Below are 16,652 nucleotides of genomic sequence, written 5' to 3' on the forward strand. Positions count from 1 at the left end.
AGCTGACAGCTTTAGCGCCGGGTCAACCGAACACTCGCCGCCCATGCGTCACACGGTCCGCCATCGCCATGGTGGTGAGCTGTGCGTTGACTCGGATGCAGCTCGCCATCACGCTGGCATCGGTGACCAACACGTTGGTGGTGCCGTGGACGCGCTGATCCAGATCGACCACCCCTTTGGTCGGGTCCGCATTGATGGCGTTGCCGCCATGCGGATGGCTGGATGACAACACCACATCGTCGGGTTCTTCGATATGCTCCCAGTAGAAGTTGTCGATCTCGGCATCGCTCATTCCTGCGCGCAACGTCTCGCCGTGCAGCAGGGCGGGATACACCTCGAGCGCACCTCCGGCAAAATGGACTTTGGTCATTGTGGAAAGCGCGCGGCGCAGCACCGCAAGATCGGTCGGCTTGAGCTCGAAGCTCAATTTTCCCTTCTTGATCTCGCCCAATCGGTCGGCGGGGAACAGCGCCCCTGCCGAAGCCAGCCGGTTGTAGTTGAGCATCCGCCGAAAATGCTCGTCGAACCAGCCCGGAACCAGCGAGGCCATGCTCATCGGTGGCTGGAAATGGCTCTCGATCAGGAAATCGCCGCGATCGATGAAGGTCGCCATCTGGTCCTCGTCCCAAGCGAGCACGGGATCGGGCATCAACGCGGGCACCGGGCAGGCGATGTTGAGCGATATGCCCTTGCCCGTACCCCTGATCCCGCTCGCCGATAATATGTTGCTCGACGCGATCGTGCCCGCGGCAACGACAACGCCCTTGGTCACACGAATGGTCTTGGCGCGGCCATCGGGCAGCACCACCTGCACCGATGTCGCCATCCGCCTACCATCGGGTGCGCGGTCGCCCCAGCCGATGTGCGAGACCTCTGCGTGTGGCAGAATGCGCGCCTGGCGCTTGGCCTTGACGGTGGCGTTGTGCAGGAAGCTTTCGGGCATCGCGCGCTTGCGCCCGTATGGACACCCGGTGTTGCAATATCCGCACGACACGCAGTGGTTCGGATCGGTCTTGGCGCCCCAGTTCTTACGGAACCAGCCCGATATGGCGCGCTGATCGAGTGGATCGCTTGACCGGGCGCGATAGGCATCCCAACTGTTGAGCAGCCGGGTGCCGTTGTTGCGCCCCAGCCGGCGATCGATTTCGTGGACACCCAGAATTTTTTCGACGCGCTCGTAGGATGTCTCGAGCACATCGGGATCGACACCCGCGCCCAACGCGCGCCAGGTCGCCAGCACGTCGTTGGCATCGGGATGGGTTTCGCCCTCGCGCTCCAGCCTCAGGCAGATTCCGTTGTTGATGACGGTGGAGCCGCCCACGGTGCGCCCCTGGAAGACGATGATATCGCGATCGCGTGTCGTCTGGATCGCGCCATCCTTGAACAGGCTTGAGGACATATGCGCCTCGTTGGGAGTCATCCGGCTGCTCGGCAAATAGGGGCCCGCCTCGATCACCAGCACTTCATAGCCCTGCTCGGCGAGGTTTGCGGCGGAGACCGCGCCGCCTGCGCCAGATCCAATCACCACCACTTCGACGCTGTCGGGGATCGCGTCCTCACCGACGAAGACTGTGTACGGCAGGTCGTTCGCAATATGCTCCTCGATCAGCGGATCATCGGGCGTACCCGCGCGGGTGCGGTGGCGGGGCAGGGTGAAGCCGATCGCGTTGAACACCGGGTTGGCGCGGTTGGCATCCTCGGCAGCGGCATCGCTGGCGTTTGCATCGTCATGGTCGATCCAGTGGCCGTAATAGCCGGCATAAACGATACCTCGGATCCGGGCCATGTCCTGAAACAGATCGATCCGGCTATGCTTCAGTCGGCGCCTGACCCGCCAGATGCGAAAGCTGCGCGGGGCGAAGTGCCAAACCGGCCCGCCCAGCACGGCCCAGGTCGCTATCACCGAAAAGGCGGTATTGCGCGGCGTGTCGCCTTCGATATTGGCAAACAACCGCTGCAGGTTGTCGACCACCTGGCGTGGGCTGATCGCCATCTGCGCAGGTTCGACAAACAGCGTCTCGGCCAGCCGACGCCAGATCGCAGCCTCGAACGGATTGAACGGTTTTCTGAGCATGCTGCGAATCCCCCCTGATCACAGGGGTTAAACTATCAGCGCAAATGACGATTGTAAGTTTCTGTCGATTATAACGCGTTAATTCATGGCGCAGACGTCTGCCAGCAATGCACCGGAATCGACGGTCAGCCGGTTGAACGATGGCGGTGTCGCCCGTACCCGCTCCGACAATGTCCCCGCGCCGATCAATCGCACCGGTCCGTGCGCGGTGACGACCTGCCGATCAAAGGGATCGTGGACATGACCCGAAAGCACCGCATGGGCACCCGCCGCAGCGATCGCCTCAAGTGCAGCCCTCCCGCCGGTGGTTCGTCCGCTGGTTCTCGTCGCCGCTTCGACCAAGGGGTGGTGCGTCAACACGATCCGACACTTTTCGGACGGGCTTGCTTCGAGCGACTGCACGGCCTCGTGCAGATCACGTCGGCCGACCTTGCCCTTTGACCAGTTGAGCCGCCATTGGGCCCGCGCGGTCGTCGGCAAAGACACCAGATGTACCCCGTCCACGCTCACGCCATCGTGCAACTTCTCCTGCAGCCGCATGACCCGGCCATAGGGCCGCCAGATCCGGCGCACCGGATTGAAGTAGGGAAGGTCATGGTTTCCAGGTTCAACCAACACCGGCACGCTCAGATCGGTCAGCCAACGCTGCGCTGCAGCAAATTCGGCAGAACGCGCGCGCATGGTGAGGTCGCCGGTGATGATCACCGCATCGGGAGTGTCCTGGCCAACGCGCGCAACAAACCAGTCCAAAGCTGCGGTGTCCTCGGCACCGAAATGCAGATCGCTGGCGTGATACAGCAACGTCATGATCGGGCTGCAGGATCGACACCTTCGGGAGAGCAGGTGGTGATGAAATTGTGTGGCGCGTGGCCCAGTCGCAGGCTATCCCCGGGCGCGCACTCGGCAGCCTCCCCATCGATCAACAGCCCTATGGTCTCGGCTTCGCTGACGAGCGTCGCGCGCGCGGCTTCGCCGAGATCAACACGGGGCCCTTCGCGAAAGTCGCCGCCGAGCCAGGCACTGGCGTGCGCGACCACCTCGCCGATATTCGATGCCGTGAAGCCGCACAATGCCATCGAGGATTCCCGGGGTGCTGCAAAGATCGCAGGAAACGTTTCTGTCTGGCCTTCGATGCCCACTTCAGGACCGCTCAGGGTTTCGCTGATCGCCTCGGGGATGGCGGTAAACATCAAGTCGGCGACCTCGGTATGCCGGGCGTTTTCGCGGACTTTGGCCCAACTGGTGGTGGGTCCTGCAATCACGCCGACATAAGCAATGTTGTTACCGATCTCGACCGTGCTCAACCGTCGTGTCCGGCGTTCGGCGCAGGCCCGAGCGACGATTTCCTCACACGAGCTTTCGCCGTGCAGTGCGCGTGCCAGCAGGTTCATGGTTCCGCCCGGCAGGATCAGCACCGCGCCATCCCAGCCCGCAGCCGCCTTGAGCGCGCTGTTGGTGGTGCCATCGCCCGCATAGATCGCTAGGATCCCGACACCAGCGGCATCCAGCTTGTCAGGCGTGGGCAGCGTTTCATCCGGGCAGCGGACGATTCGATCGACCGGTCTGCCGCCATCGGTAAACCATGTTGCGATATCGGCGATCACGTCAGCATCGTAGCTGCCGCTTGCCTCGTTCACGATGAGCCATGTGCATGTCATGTGCGCATTACGCACAAAGGCGGCGATGGGTGCCACAAAAAATTGGGCCGCGCTTCGAGGCGAAGCGCGGCCCAATCTATCAGCGTCTGTTGCTAAGGGTTAGAACCTGGCCCCGGCGCTTACGAAGATGGTGCGGCCGATTCCGCTGACAGGATAAGCCGAACTCGATAGATACGGCTCCTTATTTGAAATGTTGTTGATGCCAGCGGTCACCGAGAAGTTTTCCGCTACATCGACGGTCGCTGCCATGTTGTGCAGCCAGTAATCCGGGGCAAGTCCGGCCGGGCCGAATTCGATGTCAAGCCGTTCGATCTGAACGTCGCTGGCGACTGCCGTGCTGCCGATGTACTGCAATCCGTAGGTTATTGAGACGTTCTCGAGGTTCCATGTGAGCGATCCAAAGCCCGCCCACTCAGGTACGCCAAGTTCTCTGAGACCTGGATTGACTAAATCGGGGTTCAACGGATCAAAGAAGCGGTTCAGCCGTTCCGTCCAGTTGCCTGCAACGCGCAACGCAAAGTTATTTGATCCTAAGGTGAACCGCAGATCAGCTTGAAAATCAACCCCTGACGTTTCGATCCTTCCGAGATTTCGGTCCTGTTGACGAAGGAACGTGAAGCCACGGAAGGTGGGCGATGTGGGGACCGTGTTGCGATCAAAGAAGCTACAGAAGACGTTAGGGAAGGTATCAAGATCGTAGCAGGTGTTGACGATATCTTGGGCCGAAACAACATTGATCGCGTCGGTGATCTTGATCGAGTAATAGTCGGCTGAAACGGTCAATCCAGGGATAAAGCTTGGCGTGAAAACGCCCCCAACCGTCCAGGTGGTGGCGGTTTCTTCTGTCAGGTTTGGGTTGCCTTCACGGGTTCCGGAAAAGCGTGCGGTCAGTGGATCGCGAAAGCCAACAGGAATGCCGGCTGCGCGGCAGTTATTCAAGCGATTCTGGGCGTTGGCTGCATTACCGGCAACCAAACCATCAATAGTGGCTTGGTTGCAAGGATCGGATGGGCGGAAGGTCACGCCTTGGGCTGGATTAAACAACTCAGAGATGTTTGGTGCGCGGATGGCACGCGAATAGGTACCACGGAAGGCTAGATCCCGCACTGGAGCATAGCGACCATTTACGTTCCATGTGAACGTACCACCCACTGTGCTGTAGTCGGCGTAGCGCCCGGCAGCGCCTACTGAAAGTTCATGCGCAAAAGGAAGTTCCCTCAGCAGCGGAATATCGATTTCACCAAACAACTCCTTGACGTTGAAGCTGCCATCGACATTGCTCAACCGGGTCGCTGCATCAAAAACGAGGGACTGGTTTGGCCTGGTTCCGGCTGGTACACCAATTGCCGGTATGTCGCCGATGAATGTACCTGCCGGCCCAGCAGGCGACCCTTCCGGTAGCAAGCCGAGGCGCAATGGATCGAAGAAGCTCTGAGAACGCTCCTTGCGATATTCGGCGCCAATCGAGAACTGTACCGGGCCGCCCGGCAGATTAAAGAAGGCACCTGTATCGCCATTGAGAATGGCGGTGAAAACGGTTTGCTCAAGCCGTGCCGATGTTGTTAGCGGTGTCGTGATGAAGTCTACCGCATCAGCTGATATGGAACTCGTCCCCGCAAGAATGTTAGCGGGACGGCACTGACCGTCACCGGGCCGGAAAGTGAAAAAGCCGCGATAGATGACAGGAAAAAACTGTGAACCGGGGTGCGGCACATTCGACGTGTCCGAACGGCACCTTTGCTGCCCGGTCGCAGGATCTCGCACAACGTCAATTGCTGCAAAGAGCCGGTCGTAAAGCACGCCATTTTCCTGAATGCTGACGTTGTCCGTGCGGCCATAGTTGCCGACAAACTCGTAGCGCAGGTGGGGCGTCAGTTCGCCCTCCAGGCCACCGACAATGCGGTATGTTTCGCGTCTGGCACGCGTGATATTGGCACCAAGGTCTAGCATGTCGCGGCTAACTCGCAGTCCCCCCGCTTCATCTGCATCGGCCTGGATCGCCGCCGGAATGAAAGGGTTATCTGCAAAGATCAGCAAGCTGTCATAGAAGGTATTATAGTTATTCCGGCTCAGCGTGTTGTTGCGAGTGTACTTTGCATCGACCCAAACCCGTGCTTCAGGTGAAAATTCAAAGCTTGCACGAAGGTTCGCATAAATACGTTCTGATTCAGGAATGAGCGACGTTTCGTTGGTGCGTTCGACCGCGCCATCACCACCGAATTGGTTTTCAGCAGTCGAAATGATGCCATCACGAAAAATACGGACGCCGCCTTCCGGCGTAGTGACGTAGCAACCGCCACCACCAAAACCGGTGAAGCCGATATAGCTTTCTTCGCAGTCATTTATGCCATTGCCGTTAATGTCTGCATTAAAAAACCCGAAGTCGCGCCGGAACACGAGGCCCTGGCCTGACGAAATGGCAAATTTGGGGTCTCTTCCAATGGCAAACAACGGTGCACCGGCTGCACGGTCAATCAGTGCTTGTTCGGCTGGTGTTGGAGTGAGCCCCGGGAATGCTGTCGAAAAACCGGCAGCGGTTGGAATGGCAAAACCATAAGGGAACCGTCCAGCCGCAGTTGTAAAGCGAGACGCGAAATTTGGCATGGTGGCAGGATTTATGTCACCCTGTTGAAATCGGCGGAGAGGATTTTCGTACGTCGTGCTGTTGTTCCCGCGACCATTGTTACGGGTGAAGCTCCGCTGGCCGAGCAGCACCTCAAGGTCCTTGGTGTAGCCTGCTGAAAAGGTGATATTGCCTCGACCTTCGGAGAAGTTTTTGCCGTATGTGCCTTCAATGCGATAGCTGCCGCCTGCGCCTTCGGTTGCCAGGCTGGCTTGCGCATCAAGCTGCAGGCCCTCAAAGTCCCTCTTCAATACGTAGTTTACCACGCCGGTCACGGCATCTGCGCCGTAAACTGCAGAGGCGCCGCCGGTAAGCACTTCTACCCGTTCAATCAACGCATTGGGAATGGTGGCGACGTCTACCGTTTGTGAGCCCGCAACGCCCGACACATGCCGCCACCCATCGACGACTACGAGCGTCCGGTTCGATCCAAGTTGGCGCAGATTGAGTGTGGCTTGGCCGATCCCACCCGCGCCCCGTTCAATCGAGTCAGCAACGGTGCCCGAAGAGATGAGCGCAGGAATTTGACGCAGCGTCGCTGTGGAATCGGTATTGCCTGAAAGCCTTAAATCTTGCGCTGTTACTGTGCTGATAGGTTGTGGAGCCGTGGCATTGGCATCGCGTTGCAGCCGGCTGCCGGTAACGATGATGGTACCATCGGCCTGCTCGGCGGTCGTATCGACCTGTTCCTGAGCGTCCTGCGCATAAGCTGCTGAACTGATGATGCCGCTGATGGCCAGCGCGGTCGCCATTGCAGGCAGCGAGACGAGCTGCGCCTTTGTGTTTATCTTGGACATAACTACCCCTAACCAGAATGCATGTGATTAAACGCACCGAACAATATCGGTGCCTGCACTTACTGCCGGTCGCTCAAAGCGTCCGGCCTGGTTCCCCTGCCAGGCCTGTGCGTCCTTTTTGGCGCACAATTTGCCTGATGATGGGTCAAGGCTATTCGCGCTAGCCATAAAGATGCAACAAACGCTTCATCGAGTGTTCATCTTTCTGGCCCGATGTGACAAACCTGCAACAGGATTTCTGCCTGCGTATTCTCTGCTGACACTGGCGCGCACCCCTGCTAATCGCGCGACATGACCGAACTCAAGCACATCCGAAATTTCTCCATCATCGCGCATATCGACCACGGTAAATCGACCCTGGCTGACCGGCTGATCCAGCAGACGGGCGGGCTGACCGAGCGCGAAATGTCCGCGCAGGTGCTGGACAACATGGACATCGAGAAAGAGCGCGGGATCACCATCAAGGCGCAGACCGTGCGGCTGAACTACACTGCCAAGGACGGGCAGTTGTATGAGCTGAACCTGATGGACACGCCGGGGCATGTCGACTTCGCCTATGAAGTCTCGCGGTCGCTCGCCGCGTGCGAAGGCGCGCTGCTGGTCGTCGATGCCGCGCAAGGCGTCGAGGCGCAGACGCTGGCCAACGTCTATCAGTCGATCGAGCACGACCACGAGATTGTGCCGGTGATCAACAAGATCGATCTGCCCGCCGCCGAGCCTGAAAAGGTCCGCAAGGAAATCGAGGACATCATCGGCATCGATGCGTCCGAAGCGGTGCTTGCGAGTGCCAAATCGGGCATCGGCATCGCCGACATTCTCGAGCAGATCGTACTCAAGATCCCGCCGCCCAAGGGCGATCGCGACGCGCCGCTCGAGGCGATGCTGGTCGACAGCTGGTACGACCCGTATCTTGGGGTGGTCATTCTGGTGCGAGTCGTCAACGGCGTGATCAAGAAGGGCCAGAACATCAAATTCATGGCCGGCGGAACCGAGCATCTGGTCGATCGGGTCGGCTGCATGCGGCCCAAGATCGAGACGCTGCCCGAGCTGGCGGCAGGCGAAATCGGCTTCATCACCGCGCAGATCAAGGACATCAGCCAGACCCGGGTGGGTGACACCATCACCACGGTCAAGAACCCTGCCGCCGCGCCGCTGCCGGGCTTCAAGGAAGTGCAGCCGGTGGTGTTTTGCGGGCTTTTCCCGGTCGATGCCAACGATTTCGACAAGCTTCGTGACAGCATTTCCAAGCTGCGACTCAACGACGCATCGTTCAGCTTCGAGATGGAATCCAGTGCGGCTTTGGGCTTTGGCTTCCGCTGCGGGTTCCTTGGCCTGCTGCACCTCGAGATCATCCAGGAGCGGTTGACGCGCGAGTACGACCTCGACCTGATCACCACCGCGCCATCGGTGGTCTACAAGATCCAGCTGACTCACGGTAACGGCGAGCTGGAGCTGCACAACCCGGCAGACATGCCCGACCCGACCAAGATCGACGAAATCCAGGAACCGTGGATCGAGGCGGTGATTTATTGCCCCGACGAGTATCTCGGCAGCATCCTCAAGCTGTGCCAGGACCGGCGCGGCATCCAGAAGAACCTGACCTATGTCGGCGGCCGCGCGCAGGTGACCTACGAACTGCCGCTCAACGAGGTGGTGTTCGATTTCTACGATCGCTTGAAGTCCATCTCACGCGGCTATGCGTCGTTCGATTATTACCAGATCGGCTATCGCGAGGGCGATCTCGTCAAGATGTCGATCATGGTCAATGCCGAGCCGGTCGATGCCTTGAGCATGATTGTCCACCGCGGCACCGCCGAATCGCGCGGTCGCGGCATGTGCGAGCGCCTGAAGGACCTGATTCCGCGCCACCTGTTCAAGATCCCGATCCAGGCAGCGATCGGCGGCAAGGTGATCGCGCGCGAAACGATTGCCGCGATGCGCAAGGACGTCACCGCCAAATGCTATGGCGGCGACATCAGCCGCAAGAAGAAGCTGCTCGACAAGCAGAAGGAAGGCAAGAAGCGGATGCGCGAGTACGGCTCGGTCAGCATCCCGCAGGAAGCCTTCATCGCTGCACTCAGGATGGGCGAGGAATGATCAGGCCGGACGTTCGGGCTGTGGTGGTACCGCCACCGCGCCTACGGGCACATCGATAGCGGGGGGGACGGCGATCACATCGCCGATCTCCTCGGCCTTCGACACCCGCATCGGGATGGCAGTGGCGATGCCATAGCCGATGATCAGCGTGCCGAGGATCGACCACATCGCCACCGCGCCCAGCCCGATCAGCTGCGCCAGCAACTGTCCGCCAAAGCCGCCGCCCTCGGGATAGCCGACGCCGCCGAAGCTCGCACTCATGAACACCGCAACCAGCAATGCGCCTGTCAGCCCGCCGATGCCGTGCAGTGAGAACACATGGTTGCTGTCATCGATCATCAGTGTCCGGGTGACGAACTGTAGCGTGAAATAGCACGCAGGGGCAGCGAGCAGCCCAATCAGGATCGCACCGCCCGGAGAGACCAGCCCAGCGGCGGGCGCGATGGCGGCGATCCCCGCAGTGAGCCCGCAGACGAAACCCAGCGCTGTGACCTGCCGGGTGCGCAGTTTCTCGATCAGCAGCCAGACCAGTCCGCTGACGCAGGCGCCGACATGCGCGTTGATGATCGCACTGCTCGCATCATCGGTTGCAGCGAGCGTCCAGCCACCTGCGAGCGCAAAATTGCCCACGAACAGCATCGATGCGCCCGCAAGCAGCAGTTGCGGGTTGTGCGGGACGATGTCCGCGCCCGTCCAGCCGGTTCGCCGTCCGATGATCACCGCAGCCACCAGAGCCGAAATCCCCACGCAGAAGTGCAGCGCGATTCCGCCTGCAAAATCGAGCACGCCAAGATTGCTCAGCCATCCGCCGCCCCATACCCAATGGGCCACCGGCGCATAGACGATCAGGCTCCACAGCCCGCCAAACGTAAGCGCCCAGCCAAAGCGCGCACGGCCCGCCCACGCACCTGCAACCAGTATCGCTGCCAGCATTGCGCCTGTGATCTGGAACAGGACAAAGGCACTTTCGGGGATGGCAGTGCCAAAGCGGACATTGCCCAGGGCGATCAGCATCCAGGCGTTGCCGCCGCCAATCACCCCGCCGCCAGAATCTCCGAACGCTAGCGTATAGCCAACCACCACCCACAGCAGCGATACCAAAGCCGCGATGGCCGCGCCCTGCAGAAAGACCGGTTGCGACGCGCGCGCAGTGCCGCGGCCTGCCTGCATCAGCAGCACGCCGGGCAACGCAAACAGCATCACCAAGGCCGCAGCGATGAGAACGAATGCGGTGTCGCCCGCATTGGCAGGGTCGACAGCGGCAATGTCCAACCCGCCTGGCATTGCCCATGCAGGGGTTTCCAGGAGTGCAGCGACCACAGCTCCGGTGCGTGCCAGCCTTGCCATCATGCTTGGGACTTTCCGATTTATGCCACCGGGCAACCCGGTTTCAAGCTGGCTCTAGCTCTGCAACAGTTTGGCAAACAATCGATTAACGCAACCGAGGCGCGAACCACGAACTAGCGCTTATCGGCCGCCGATCGGAAGCTTACATCCAGCCTTCGAGCACCTGATCGGGAGGACGGTGGCCGTCGAACCAGAATCGGATGTTGGCGATGACCTTCTCGCCCGCGACCTTGCGGCCCTCGAACGTGGCGCTGCCGACATGCGGCAAAAGCACGACGTTCTTGAGCGCCAGCAGGCGCGGATCGACCTGCGGCTCATGGGTGTAGACATCAAGCCCGGCACCAGCGATTCCGCCCGATTCGAGCGCCTCGATCAATGCGGCTTCATCGACGATTTCGCCGCGTGCGGTGTTGATCAGATAGGCTGACGGCTTCATCAGGCCGATGCGGCGCGCGTCAATGATCCCGCGGGTTTCGGGGCTGCGCGGGCAATGCAGGGTGATGATGTCCGATCCGCTCACCAGCGCATCGAGATCGGGCTCGAAGCTTGCGCCCAGCATCTGTTCGAGGCTCTCTGGCAAGCGCCGGCGATTGTGATAGCGCACATCCATGCCAAAGCCGCGTGCACGGTGCGCCACGGCCTGGCCGATCCTGCCCATGCCAACGATGCCCAACTGCTTGCCGCCGATCCGGTGGCCGAGCATGCCCGATGGGCTCCAGCCTTCCCATTCGCCCGAGCGGACCAGCTTTTCACCTTCAGCCAATCGACGTGGGACCGAGAGGATTAAGGCCATCGTCATGTCGGCGGTGTCGTCGGTGAATACACCTGGCGTATTGGTGATGATGATGCGGCGTGCGCGTGCCGCCTTGAGATCGATATGATCGACGCCTGCACCAAAGTTCGCGAGCAGCTTGAGCCGGTCCCCGGCGTTCGCGATCAGGTCAGCGTCTAGCGTATCGGTCACCGTGGGGACAAGCGCATCGCAATCGGCCATGGCAGCGGCGAGTTCATCGCGGGTGAAGGGGTGGTCGTCTTCGTTCAGAACGACATCGAACAGTTCAGCCATCCGTTCTTCAACCGACGGGGCAAGTTTGCGGGTGACGATGACGCGGGGGCGGGCGCCGGGTTCGTGCTGCGCGGCGGCAGGCTCGGAAGAGGCGTTTGCGGGCATGGTTTTGCTATGCCGCAACCCTGCCAAAGGTCAAGCTGCAGCACTTGCTTGCGGGGCGTTTTTTCCGGTAAGCGATTGCAGACGCGCCACGCCGACCGAGCATCCGGTCGGCGTCTGGGCTGGGGACACGGATATGCAGGGATCATGGCTCAAAAGACTCGTGCTGGGCGGCTGTCTGGCCGTGGCACCGCTGTCGTTGGTCCAGCCAGCCCAGGCGCAGGCCGAGGTCAAAACGCCCTATTGGGCGTCGATCCAGCGCGATGAAGCCTTCGCCCGGGCAGGGCCGATGGCAACCTACCAGATCGAATGGGTGTTCCGGCGCAAGAACCTGCCGGTCAAGGTCGTCAAGCGCTATGGGGAATGGCGGCAGATCGAGGATCCCGATGGCTGGACCGGGTGGATGCACTCCAACATGCTCAGCCGCAAACGCACCGCAATCACCAAAAGCACCGTTGGCGCGATCCGCTCAGCGCCACGCGACAGCGCCAAGCTGATGTGGCGGGTCGAACGCGGGGTCGTCGGATTGTTGGGGGACTGTGAAAGCGGCTGGTGCGAGTTCGATGTCGAGGAGCGCAACGGGTGGATCCGGCAGGACCAGATCTGGGGTGCGGGCGAGCCTTGATCCAGAGCAGAGTTCTGCAGCCCTGACGCCATCAGACCCGCCCACCGCTCGGGCGAGCAATGGGCGGACCGTCATCCTACTGGCGAAAGGACTTACCAGTAGAAATTGGGGATAACGCGAACGATGGTCCCGTTGCGCTGATTCACCAGCAGCATATCGTTATAGTGCCGCACCCAGACCTGTCGCGCACCGGGATTGGGCAGGCGATAATTGCGGAAATTGTTCACCACATAGCGCTGACCGTAAACGTTCGGTGCGACCCGGACGCCGGGACGGAACTGCTGATAGCGGAAGTCCGCGCGAAAAGCCTGGCCTCGGAATGCCTGCCGGTTGGTGCCGCGATACTGGCGGTAATCGCGCAGATCCTCACGGTAGTCCTGGCGCGCATCGCGGACGTCGCGGCGCTGGTCCTGGACATCGCGACGTTGGTCACGCACATCGCGGGCATTGCCAAAGCGGCGCGCATCCTGAAGCTGCTGGCGTTCGCGCTGCAACTGGCGCTGTTCGCGGGTTAGTTCACGCTCAGAGCGGTTAACCTCGCCGCGCGACTGGGCGAAGGCAGGGACGGCGGCGACAGGCAGCGTCGTCGCCAGCATCAATGTGCCGATCAGGGCCTTGGAAAACATCTTCATGGTCGTAACTCCTGTCATGGCCGGAGTGGGGAACCGCTCTGGACATGTTCAGGTTTACGCCGTTCTATATGAACGGGTTGCGAATACGCCGCTCATTTTCAAGAAATGTTGTCGCAAGGTGTAATGAGTGAGATCTTAGATCCATTATTCGTCACCCCCGCGCACGCGGGGGTCCCGCTTTGGCGCGCGGATCGCGCATTAGCGGGATTCCGGCTTTGGCGGGAATGACGAGAAGATCTTACTCCGCCACCTTCGCCTTGGGCAGCAAGTCCGCAGGATCGTTCGCCACGATTCCCAGCACCGTCGCCCAGGCTGCGACATTCTGACGCAGCATCTGCGGGTCGATCTTGTCGAGCGTGTCGTCGGGGGTGTGGTGCAGATCAAAATAATCGGTGCCGTCCTGCTGCAGATCGATCGCGTTGACCCCCAAGGCAACGATCGGGCCATGGTCAGGGCCGCCGCTGGCAACACCCCGGCCGCGCCCGATGCCCATCGAGGCCAGCGCTTCAACGATTTTTGTCTGCATCGCTGCGGCGCTGTCGGGCAGGCGGAAATCGACTTGCCAAATCCGTCCAGCGCCGAAATCCGACTCCATCGCCAGCGCATGGCCTGCCGCGCCGTGCTTCTCGGCATAAGCCTTGCCGCCGAATATGCCGACTTCTTCTGCGCCCCACCAGACCACGCGTATCGTGCGCTTGGGGATGCCTGCGTCCATCACCAGCTTGGCAGCAGCTGCGCTGATCGCGACACCCGCGCCGTCGTCGATCGCGCCGGTACCCAGGTCCCAGCTGTCGAGATGGCCACCGATCAGGATCATACCGGCAGCAGGATCGCTGCCGGGGACCTCGGCGATGACATTGCCCGATTGCGTGGTGCCGATCTGGCGCGGGGTGAGCACCAGCTTCATCTTAACCGGCCTGTTGTCGCGTGCGGCGCGGCGGATCATGCGTTCGAGATTTTCCGCATCGGGGATCGACAGTGCAGCGGCGGGGATCGGACTGACGCCTTCTGCGAAATTGGTACCGCCGGTGTGCGGGTTGCGGTGATAGTCGGTGCCGACCGAGCGGATGACGATTGCGGCTGCGCCCTTGCTGGCGGCGATGTTGGGCCCGCGGCGGCGCACGTCGCCGAACTGGCCATAGCTCGCCCCGGTCTGGGTGCGGGTCATCTTGTGGCTGACGAAGGCGATCTTGCCCTTGAGGCTGCCATCGGGCGCAGCATCAAGATCGGCCATCGTGGCGAAATAGACGATCTCCGCCTCGAGCCCGCGCGGGCCGGTGCTTGCCGAGTTGCCCAGTGCGCTGATGTGCATCGCGCCGGTGTAAGGCGCGGTGACCTCGGCGGTCTCGATCCCGCGGACCCAGGTCTTCATGTCGAACGGTTCGACCCGGACATTGGAAAAGCCCATCGCCTTGAGCCTTTCCACCGCCCATTCGCGCGCTGCAGCCTCGCGATCGGTGCCAGCCAGCCTTGGGCCGATCTCGGTGGTCAGGTCCTCGACGATTCCGTACGCGGTATCGTCCGCTAGCGCCATTTGCTGGAGCGCGGCGGGATCGTGTTGGGCGAGCAGAGGGATGGGCAGGGTGAGCGCGGCCAGAGCCGCCAGGATACGCATGTTCATGGGTAAAACGCTTAGCCAGCCAGACACGCTTTGCCAATGGCGTCTTGCCCGCACGTCGTGCCACCGCTAAGGCGCGTGGCAAATCCTGCCATTTTCACTAAAAGGCGTTTCTCAGCATGGCCGCACAATATTCCTATGTCATGAAGGGTCTGACCAAGACCTTTCCCGGTGCCAACAAGCCGGTGCTCAATGGCATCCACCTGCAATTCTATTCGGACGCCAAGATCGGCATCGTTGGCCCCAACGGTTCGGGCAAGTCGACGCTGATGAAGGTAATGGCCGGCCTCGACAAGGAATACACCGGCGAAGCGTGGCCGGGCGAAGGCATCACCGTGGGCTATCTGGCGCAGGAGCCCGAGCTCGACCCGACCAAGACGGTCAAGCAGAACGTGATGGACGGCGTGCGCCCCGTCGCTGATCTGGTCGAGCGCTTCGACGAGATCAGCAACCTGATGGCCGACCCGCCCGAGGACGCGGATTTCGACGCGCTGATGGAAGAGATGGGCACGCTGCAGGAAAAGATCGACGCGGTCGATGGGTGGACGCTCGACAACCAGCTCGAGATCGCGATGGAGGCCCTGCGCTGCCCGCCGGGCGATGCCGATGTCGCCAACCTGTCGGGTGGTGAAAAGCGCCGCGTCGCCTTGTGCCGCCTGCTGCTGGAAAAGCCCGGCATCCTGCTGCTCGATGAACCGACCAACCACTTGGATGCCGAAAGCGTCTCGTGGCTGGAGCGGCATTTGGTCGATTATCCGGGTAACGTCATTCTCGTCACCCATGATCGCTACTTCCTCGACAACGTCGTGAACTGGATCCTCGAGCTCGATCGCGGAAAATACTTCGTCTACGAAGGCAATTACTCGACCTATCTCGACAAGAAGGCGCAGCGGCTCCAGCAGGAATCGCGTGAGGACGAGGGCCGCCAGAAGGCGATCCAGGACGAATTGGCGTGGATCCGGCAGACCCCCAAGGCGCGGCAGACCAAGTCAAAGGCGCGTATCCGCGCGTTCGACGAATTGGTCGAGGCACAGGAAAACCGGAGCCCAGGCAAGGCGCAGATCGTCATCCAGACGCCTGCGCGCCTCGGCGGCAAGGTGATCGAGGCGCACGGCCTGACCAAGGCCTATGGCGACAAACTGCTGTTCGAGGATCTCTCGTTCATGCTGCCTCCCGGCGGCATAGTCGGTGTGATCGGGGCCAACGGCGCGGGTAAATCGACTTTGTTCAAGCTGATCACCGGCAAGGAACAGCCCGACAGTGGCACGATCGCCATCGGCGATACGGTCAAGCTCGGCTATGTCGACCAGAGCCGCGACGATCTCGACCCCAACCACAATGTGTGGGAAGAAATCTCAGACGGGCTCGATTTCTTCAAGCTCGGCAAGCACGACGTGCCGACGCGCGCCTATGTCGGCGCGTTCAACTTCAAGGGGCAAGACCAGCAGAAAAAGGTCGGCCAGCTCTCGGGCGGTGAACGCAACCGCGTTCACATGGCCAAGATGCTCAAAGAGGGCGGCAACGTGCTGCTGCTCGATGAACCGACCAACGATCTCGACGTCGAAACCCTGCGCGCGCTCGAAGAGGCGCTCGAAAGCTTTGCCGGCTGCGCGGTGGTCATCAGCCATGACCGCTTCTTCCTCGATCGCCTCTGCACGCACATCCTGGCGTTCGAAGGCAACAGCCATGTCGAATGGTTCGAAGGCAACTTCGAAAGCTACGAAGAAGACAAGCGCCGCCGCCTCGGCGACGAAGCTGATCGTCCGACGCGGATGAGCTACAAGAAGCTGACGCGTTAAAGTCTCTCCCTTCCCGCAATCTGCGCCTCCCCCTTGATGGGGGAGGCAGCGAGACTTGGCAGCTTGCTGCCTTAGTCGCAGCGGTGGGGGTGATGGTGCGTCTGGGCACCGGCTGACAATCCGGAGGGGGCACCCCCACCCAACCCTCCCCCATCAAGGGAGAGGGCTTTAGGGTTCGCGATCTCACTCGGTCCCCTGCGAAGGCAGGGGCCGA

11 protein-coding genes are annotated in these 16,652 nt (G+C 61.1%); 3 read left to right on the forward strand and 8 right to left on the reverse strand.

Annotated elements, in window-relative coordinates:
• Positions 1-22: 22 nt before the first annotated feature.
• The 4 genes from IEW00_RS10910 to IEW00_RS10925 form a co-directional block, all read right to left on the reverse strand.
• Positions 23-2,074, reverse strand: a complete 2,052-nt coding sequence (locus IEW00_RS10910) for a GMC family oxidoreductase N-terminal domain-containing protein (RefSeq protein ID WP_188514398.1) — start codon at positions 2,072-2,074, stop codon at positions 23-25.
• A gap of 78 nt (positions 2,075-2,152) precedes the next feature.
• Positions 2,153-2,881, reverse strand: a complete 729-nt coding sequence (locus IEW00_RS10915) for a metallophosphoesterase family protein (protein WP_188514399.1) — start codon at positions 2,879-2,881, stop codon at positions 2,153-2,155.
• Entirely contained in the window at positions 2,878-3,732 is an 855-nt protein-coding gene (locus tag IEW00_RS10920; RefSeq protein WP_229736974.1) for a diacylglycerol/lipid kinase family protein, read from the reverse strand. Before IEW00_RS10920 ends, IEW00_RS10915 begins: the two co-directional genes overlap by 4 nt.
• Before the next feature lie 99 nt (positions 3,733-3,831).
• On the reverse strand, positions 3,832-7,152 hold the full coding sequence (locus tag IEW00_RS10925) for a TonB-dependent receptor domain-containing protein (RefSeq protein ID WP_229736975.1): 3,321 nt from the start codon (positions 7,150-7,152) through the stop codon (positions 3,832-3,834).
• 291 nt (positions 7,153-7,443) lie between these two features.
• Here IEW00_RS10925 and lepA point away from each other — a divergent pair, with 291 nt between their 5' ends.
• Positions 7,444-9,249: a translation elongation factor 4 gene (gene lepA, locus IEW00_RS10930; protein WP_188514401.1), complete on the forward strand. Its 1,806-nt coding sequence runs from the start codon at positions 7,444-7,446 to the stop codon at positions 9,247-9,249.
• On the opposite strand, the gene IEW00_RS10935 is transcribed toward lepA, so the two are convergent.
• Positions 9,250-10,569: an ammonium transporter gene (locus tag IEW00_RS10935; protein ID WP_229736976.1), complete on the reverse strand. Its 1,320-nt coding sequence runs from the start codon at positions 10,567-10,569 to the stop codon at positions 9,250-9,252. It abuts the gene before it with no gap.
• Between the two features lie 169 nt (positions 10,570-10,738).
• A complete protein-coding gene (locus tag IEW00_RS10940; protein WP_188514403.1) occupies positions 10,739-11,767 on the reverse strand; it encodes a 2-hydroxyacid dehydrogenase in 1,029 nt (342 codons plus the stop codon).
• 133 nt (positions 11,768-11,900) lie between these two features.
• Here IEW00_RS10940 and IEW00_RS10945 point away from each other — a divergent pair, with 133 nt between their 5' ends.
• The gene (locus IEW00_RS10945) at positions 11,901-12,389 is read left to right on the forward strand and encodes an SH3 domain-containing protein (RefSeq protein WP_188514404.1); all 489 of its coding nucleotides are present in this window, start codon (positions 11,901-11,903) and stop codon (positions 12,387-12,389) included.
• A gap of 92 nt (positions 12,390-12,481) precedes the next feature.
• Here IEW00_RS10945 and IEW00_RS10950 read toward each other — a convergent pair whose 3' ends face one another.
• Both IEW00_RS10950 and IEW00_RS10955 read right to left on the reverse strand, forming a co-directional pair.
• A complete protein-coding gene (locus tag IEW00_RS10950) occupies positions 12,482-13,021 on the reverse strand; it encodes an RcnB family protein (protein ID WP_229736977.1) in 540 nt (179 codons plus the stop codon).
• Positions 13,022-13,259: 238 nt separating this feature from the next.
• On the reverse strand, positions 13,260-14,642 hold the full coding sequence (locus IEW00_RS10955; RefSeq protein WP_188514405.1) for a M20/M25/M40 family metallo-hydrolase: 1,383 nt from the start codon (positions 14,640-14,642) through the stop codon (positions 13,260-13,262).
• Between the two features lie 116 nt (positions 14,643-14,758).
• Here IEW00_RS10955 and ettA point away from each other — a divergent pair, with 116 nt between their 5' ends.
• The gene (ettA, locus tag IEW00_RS10960) at positions 14,759-16,438 is read left to right on the forward strand and encodes an energy-dependent translational throttle protein EttA (protein ID WP_188514406.1); all 1,680 of its coding nucleotides are present in this window, start codon (positions 14,759-14,761) and stop codon (positions 16,436-16,438) included.
• Positions 16,439-16,652: the final 214 nt, after the last annotated feature.

It is taken from the genome of Blastomonas aquatica (assembly GCF_014639875.1).
GTDB classification, from domain to species: domain Bacteria; phylum Pseudomonadota; class Alphaproteobacteria; order Sphingomonadales; family Sphingomonadaceae; genus Blastomonas; species Blastomonas aquatica.

Coding starts and splice junctions, on each gene's coding strand:
- IEW00_RS10920 (WP_229736974.1), bottom strand. CDS start 3,732: ATGACATGCACATGGCTCATCGTGAACGAGGCAAGCGGCAGCTACGAT.
- IEW00_RS10940 (WP_188514403.1), bottom strand. CDS start 11,767: ATGCCCGCAAACGCCTCTTCCGAGCCTGCCGCCGCGCAGCACGAACCC.
- IEW00_RS10950 (WP_229736977.1), bottom strand. CDS start 13,021: ATGAAGATGTTTTCCAAGGCCCTGATCGGCACATTGATGCTGGCGACG.
- IEW00_RS10925 (WP_229736975.1), bottom strand. CDS start 7,152: ATGTCCAAGATAAACACAAAGGCGCAGCTCGTCTCGCTGCCTGCAATG.
- IEW00_RS10945 (WP_188514404.1), top strand. CDS start 11,901: ATGCAGGGATCATGGCTCAAAAGACTCGTGCTGGGCGGCTGTCTGGCC.
- IEW00_RS10910 (WP_188514398.1), bottom strand. CDS start 2,074: ATGCTCAGAAAACCGTTCAATCCGTTCGAGGCTGCGATCTGGCGTCGG.
- IEW00_RS10915 (WP_188514399.1), bottom strand. CDS start 2,881: ATGACGTTGCTGTATCACGCCAGCGATCTGCATTTCGGTGCCGAGGAC.
- IEW00_RS10955 (WP_188514405.1), bottom strand. CDS start 14,642: ATGAACATGCGTATCCTGGCGGCTCTGGCCGCGCTCACCCTGCCCATC.
- ettA (WP_188514406.1), top strand. CDS start 14,759: ATGGCCGCACAATATTCCTATGTCATGAAGGGTCTGACCAAGACCTTT.
- lepA (WP_188514401.1), top strand. CDS start 7,444: ATGACCGAACTCAAGCACATCCGAAATTTCTCCATCATCGCGCATATC.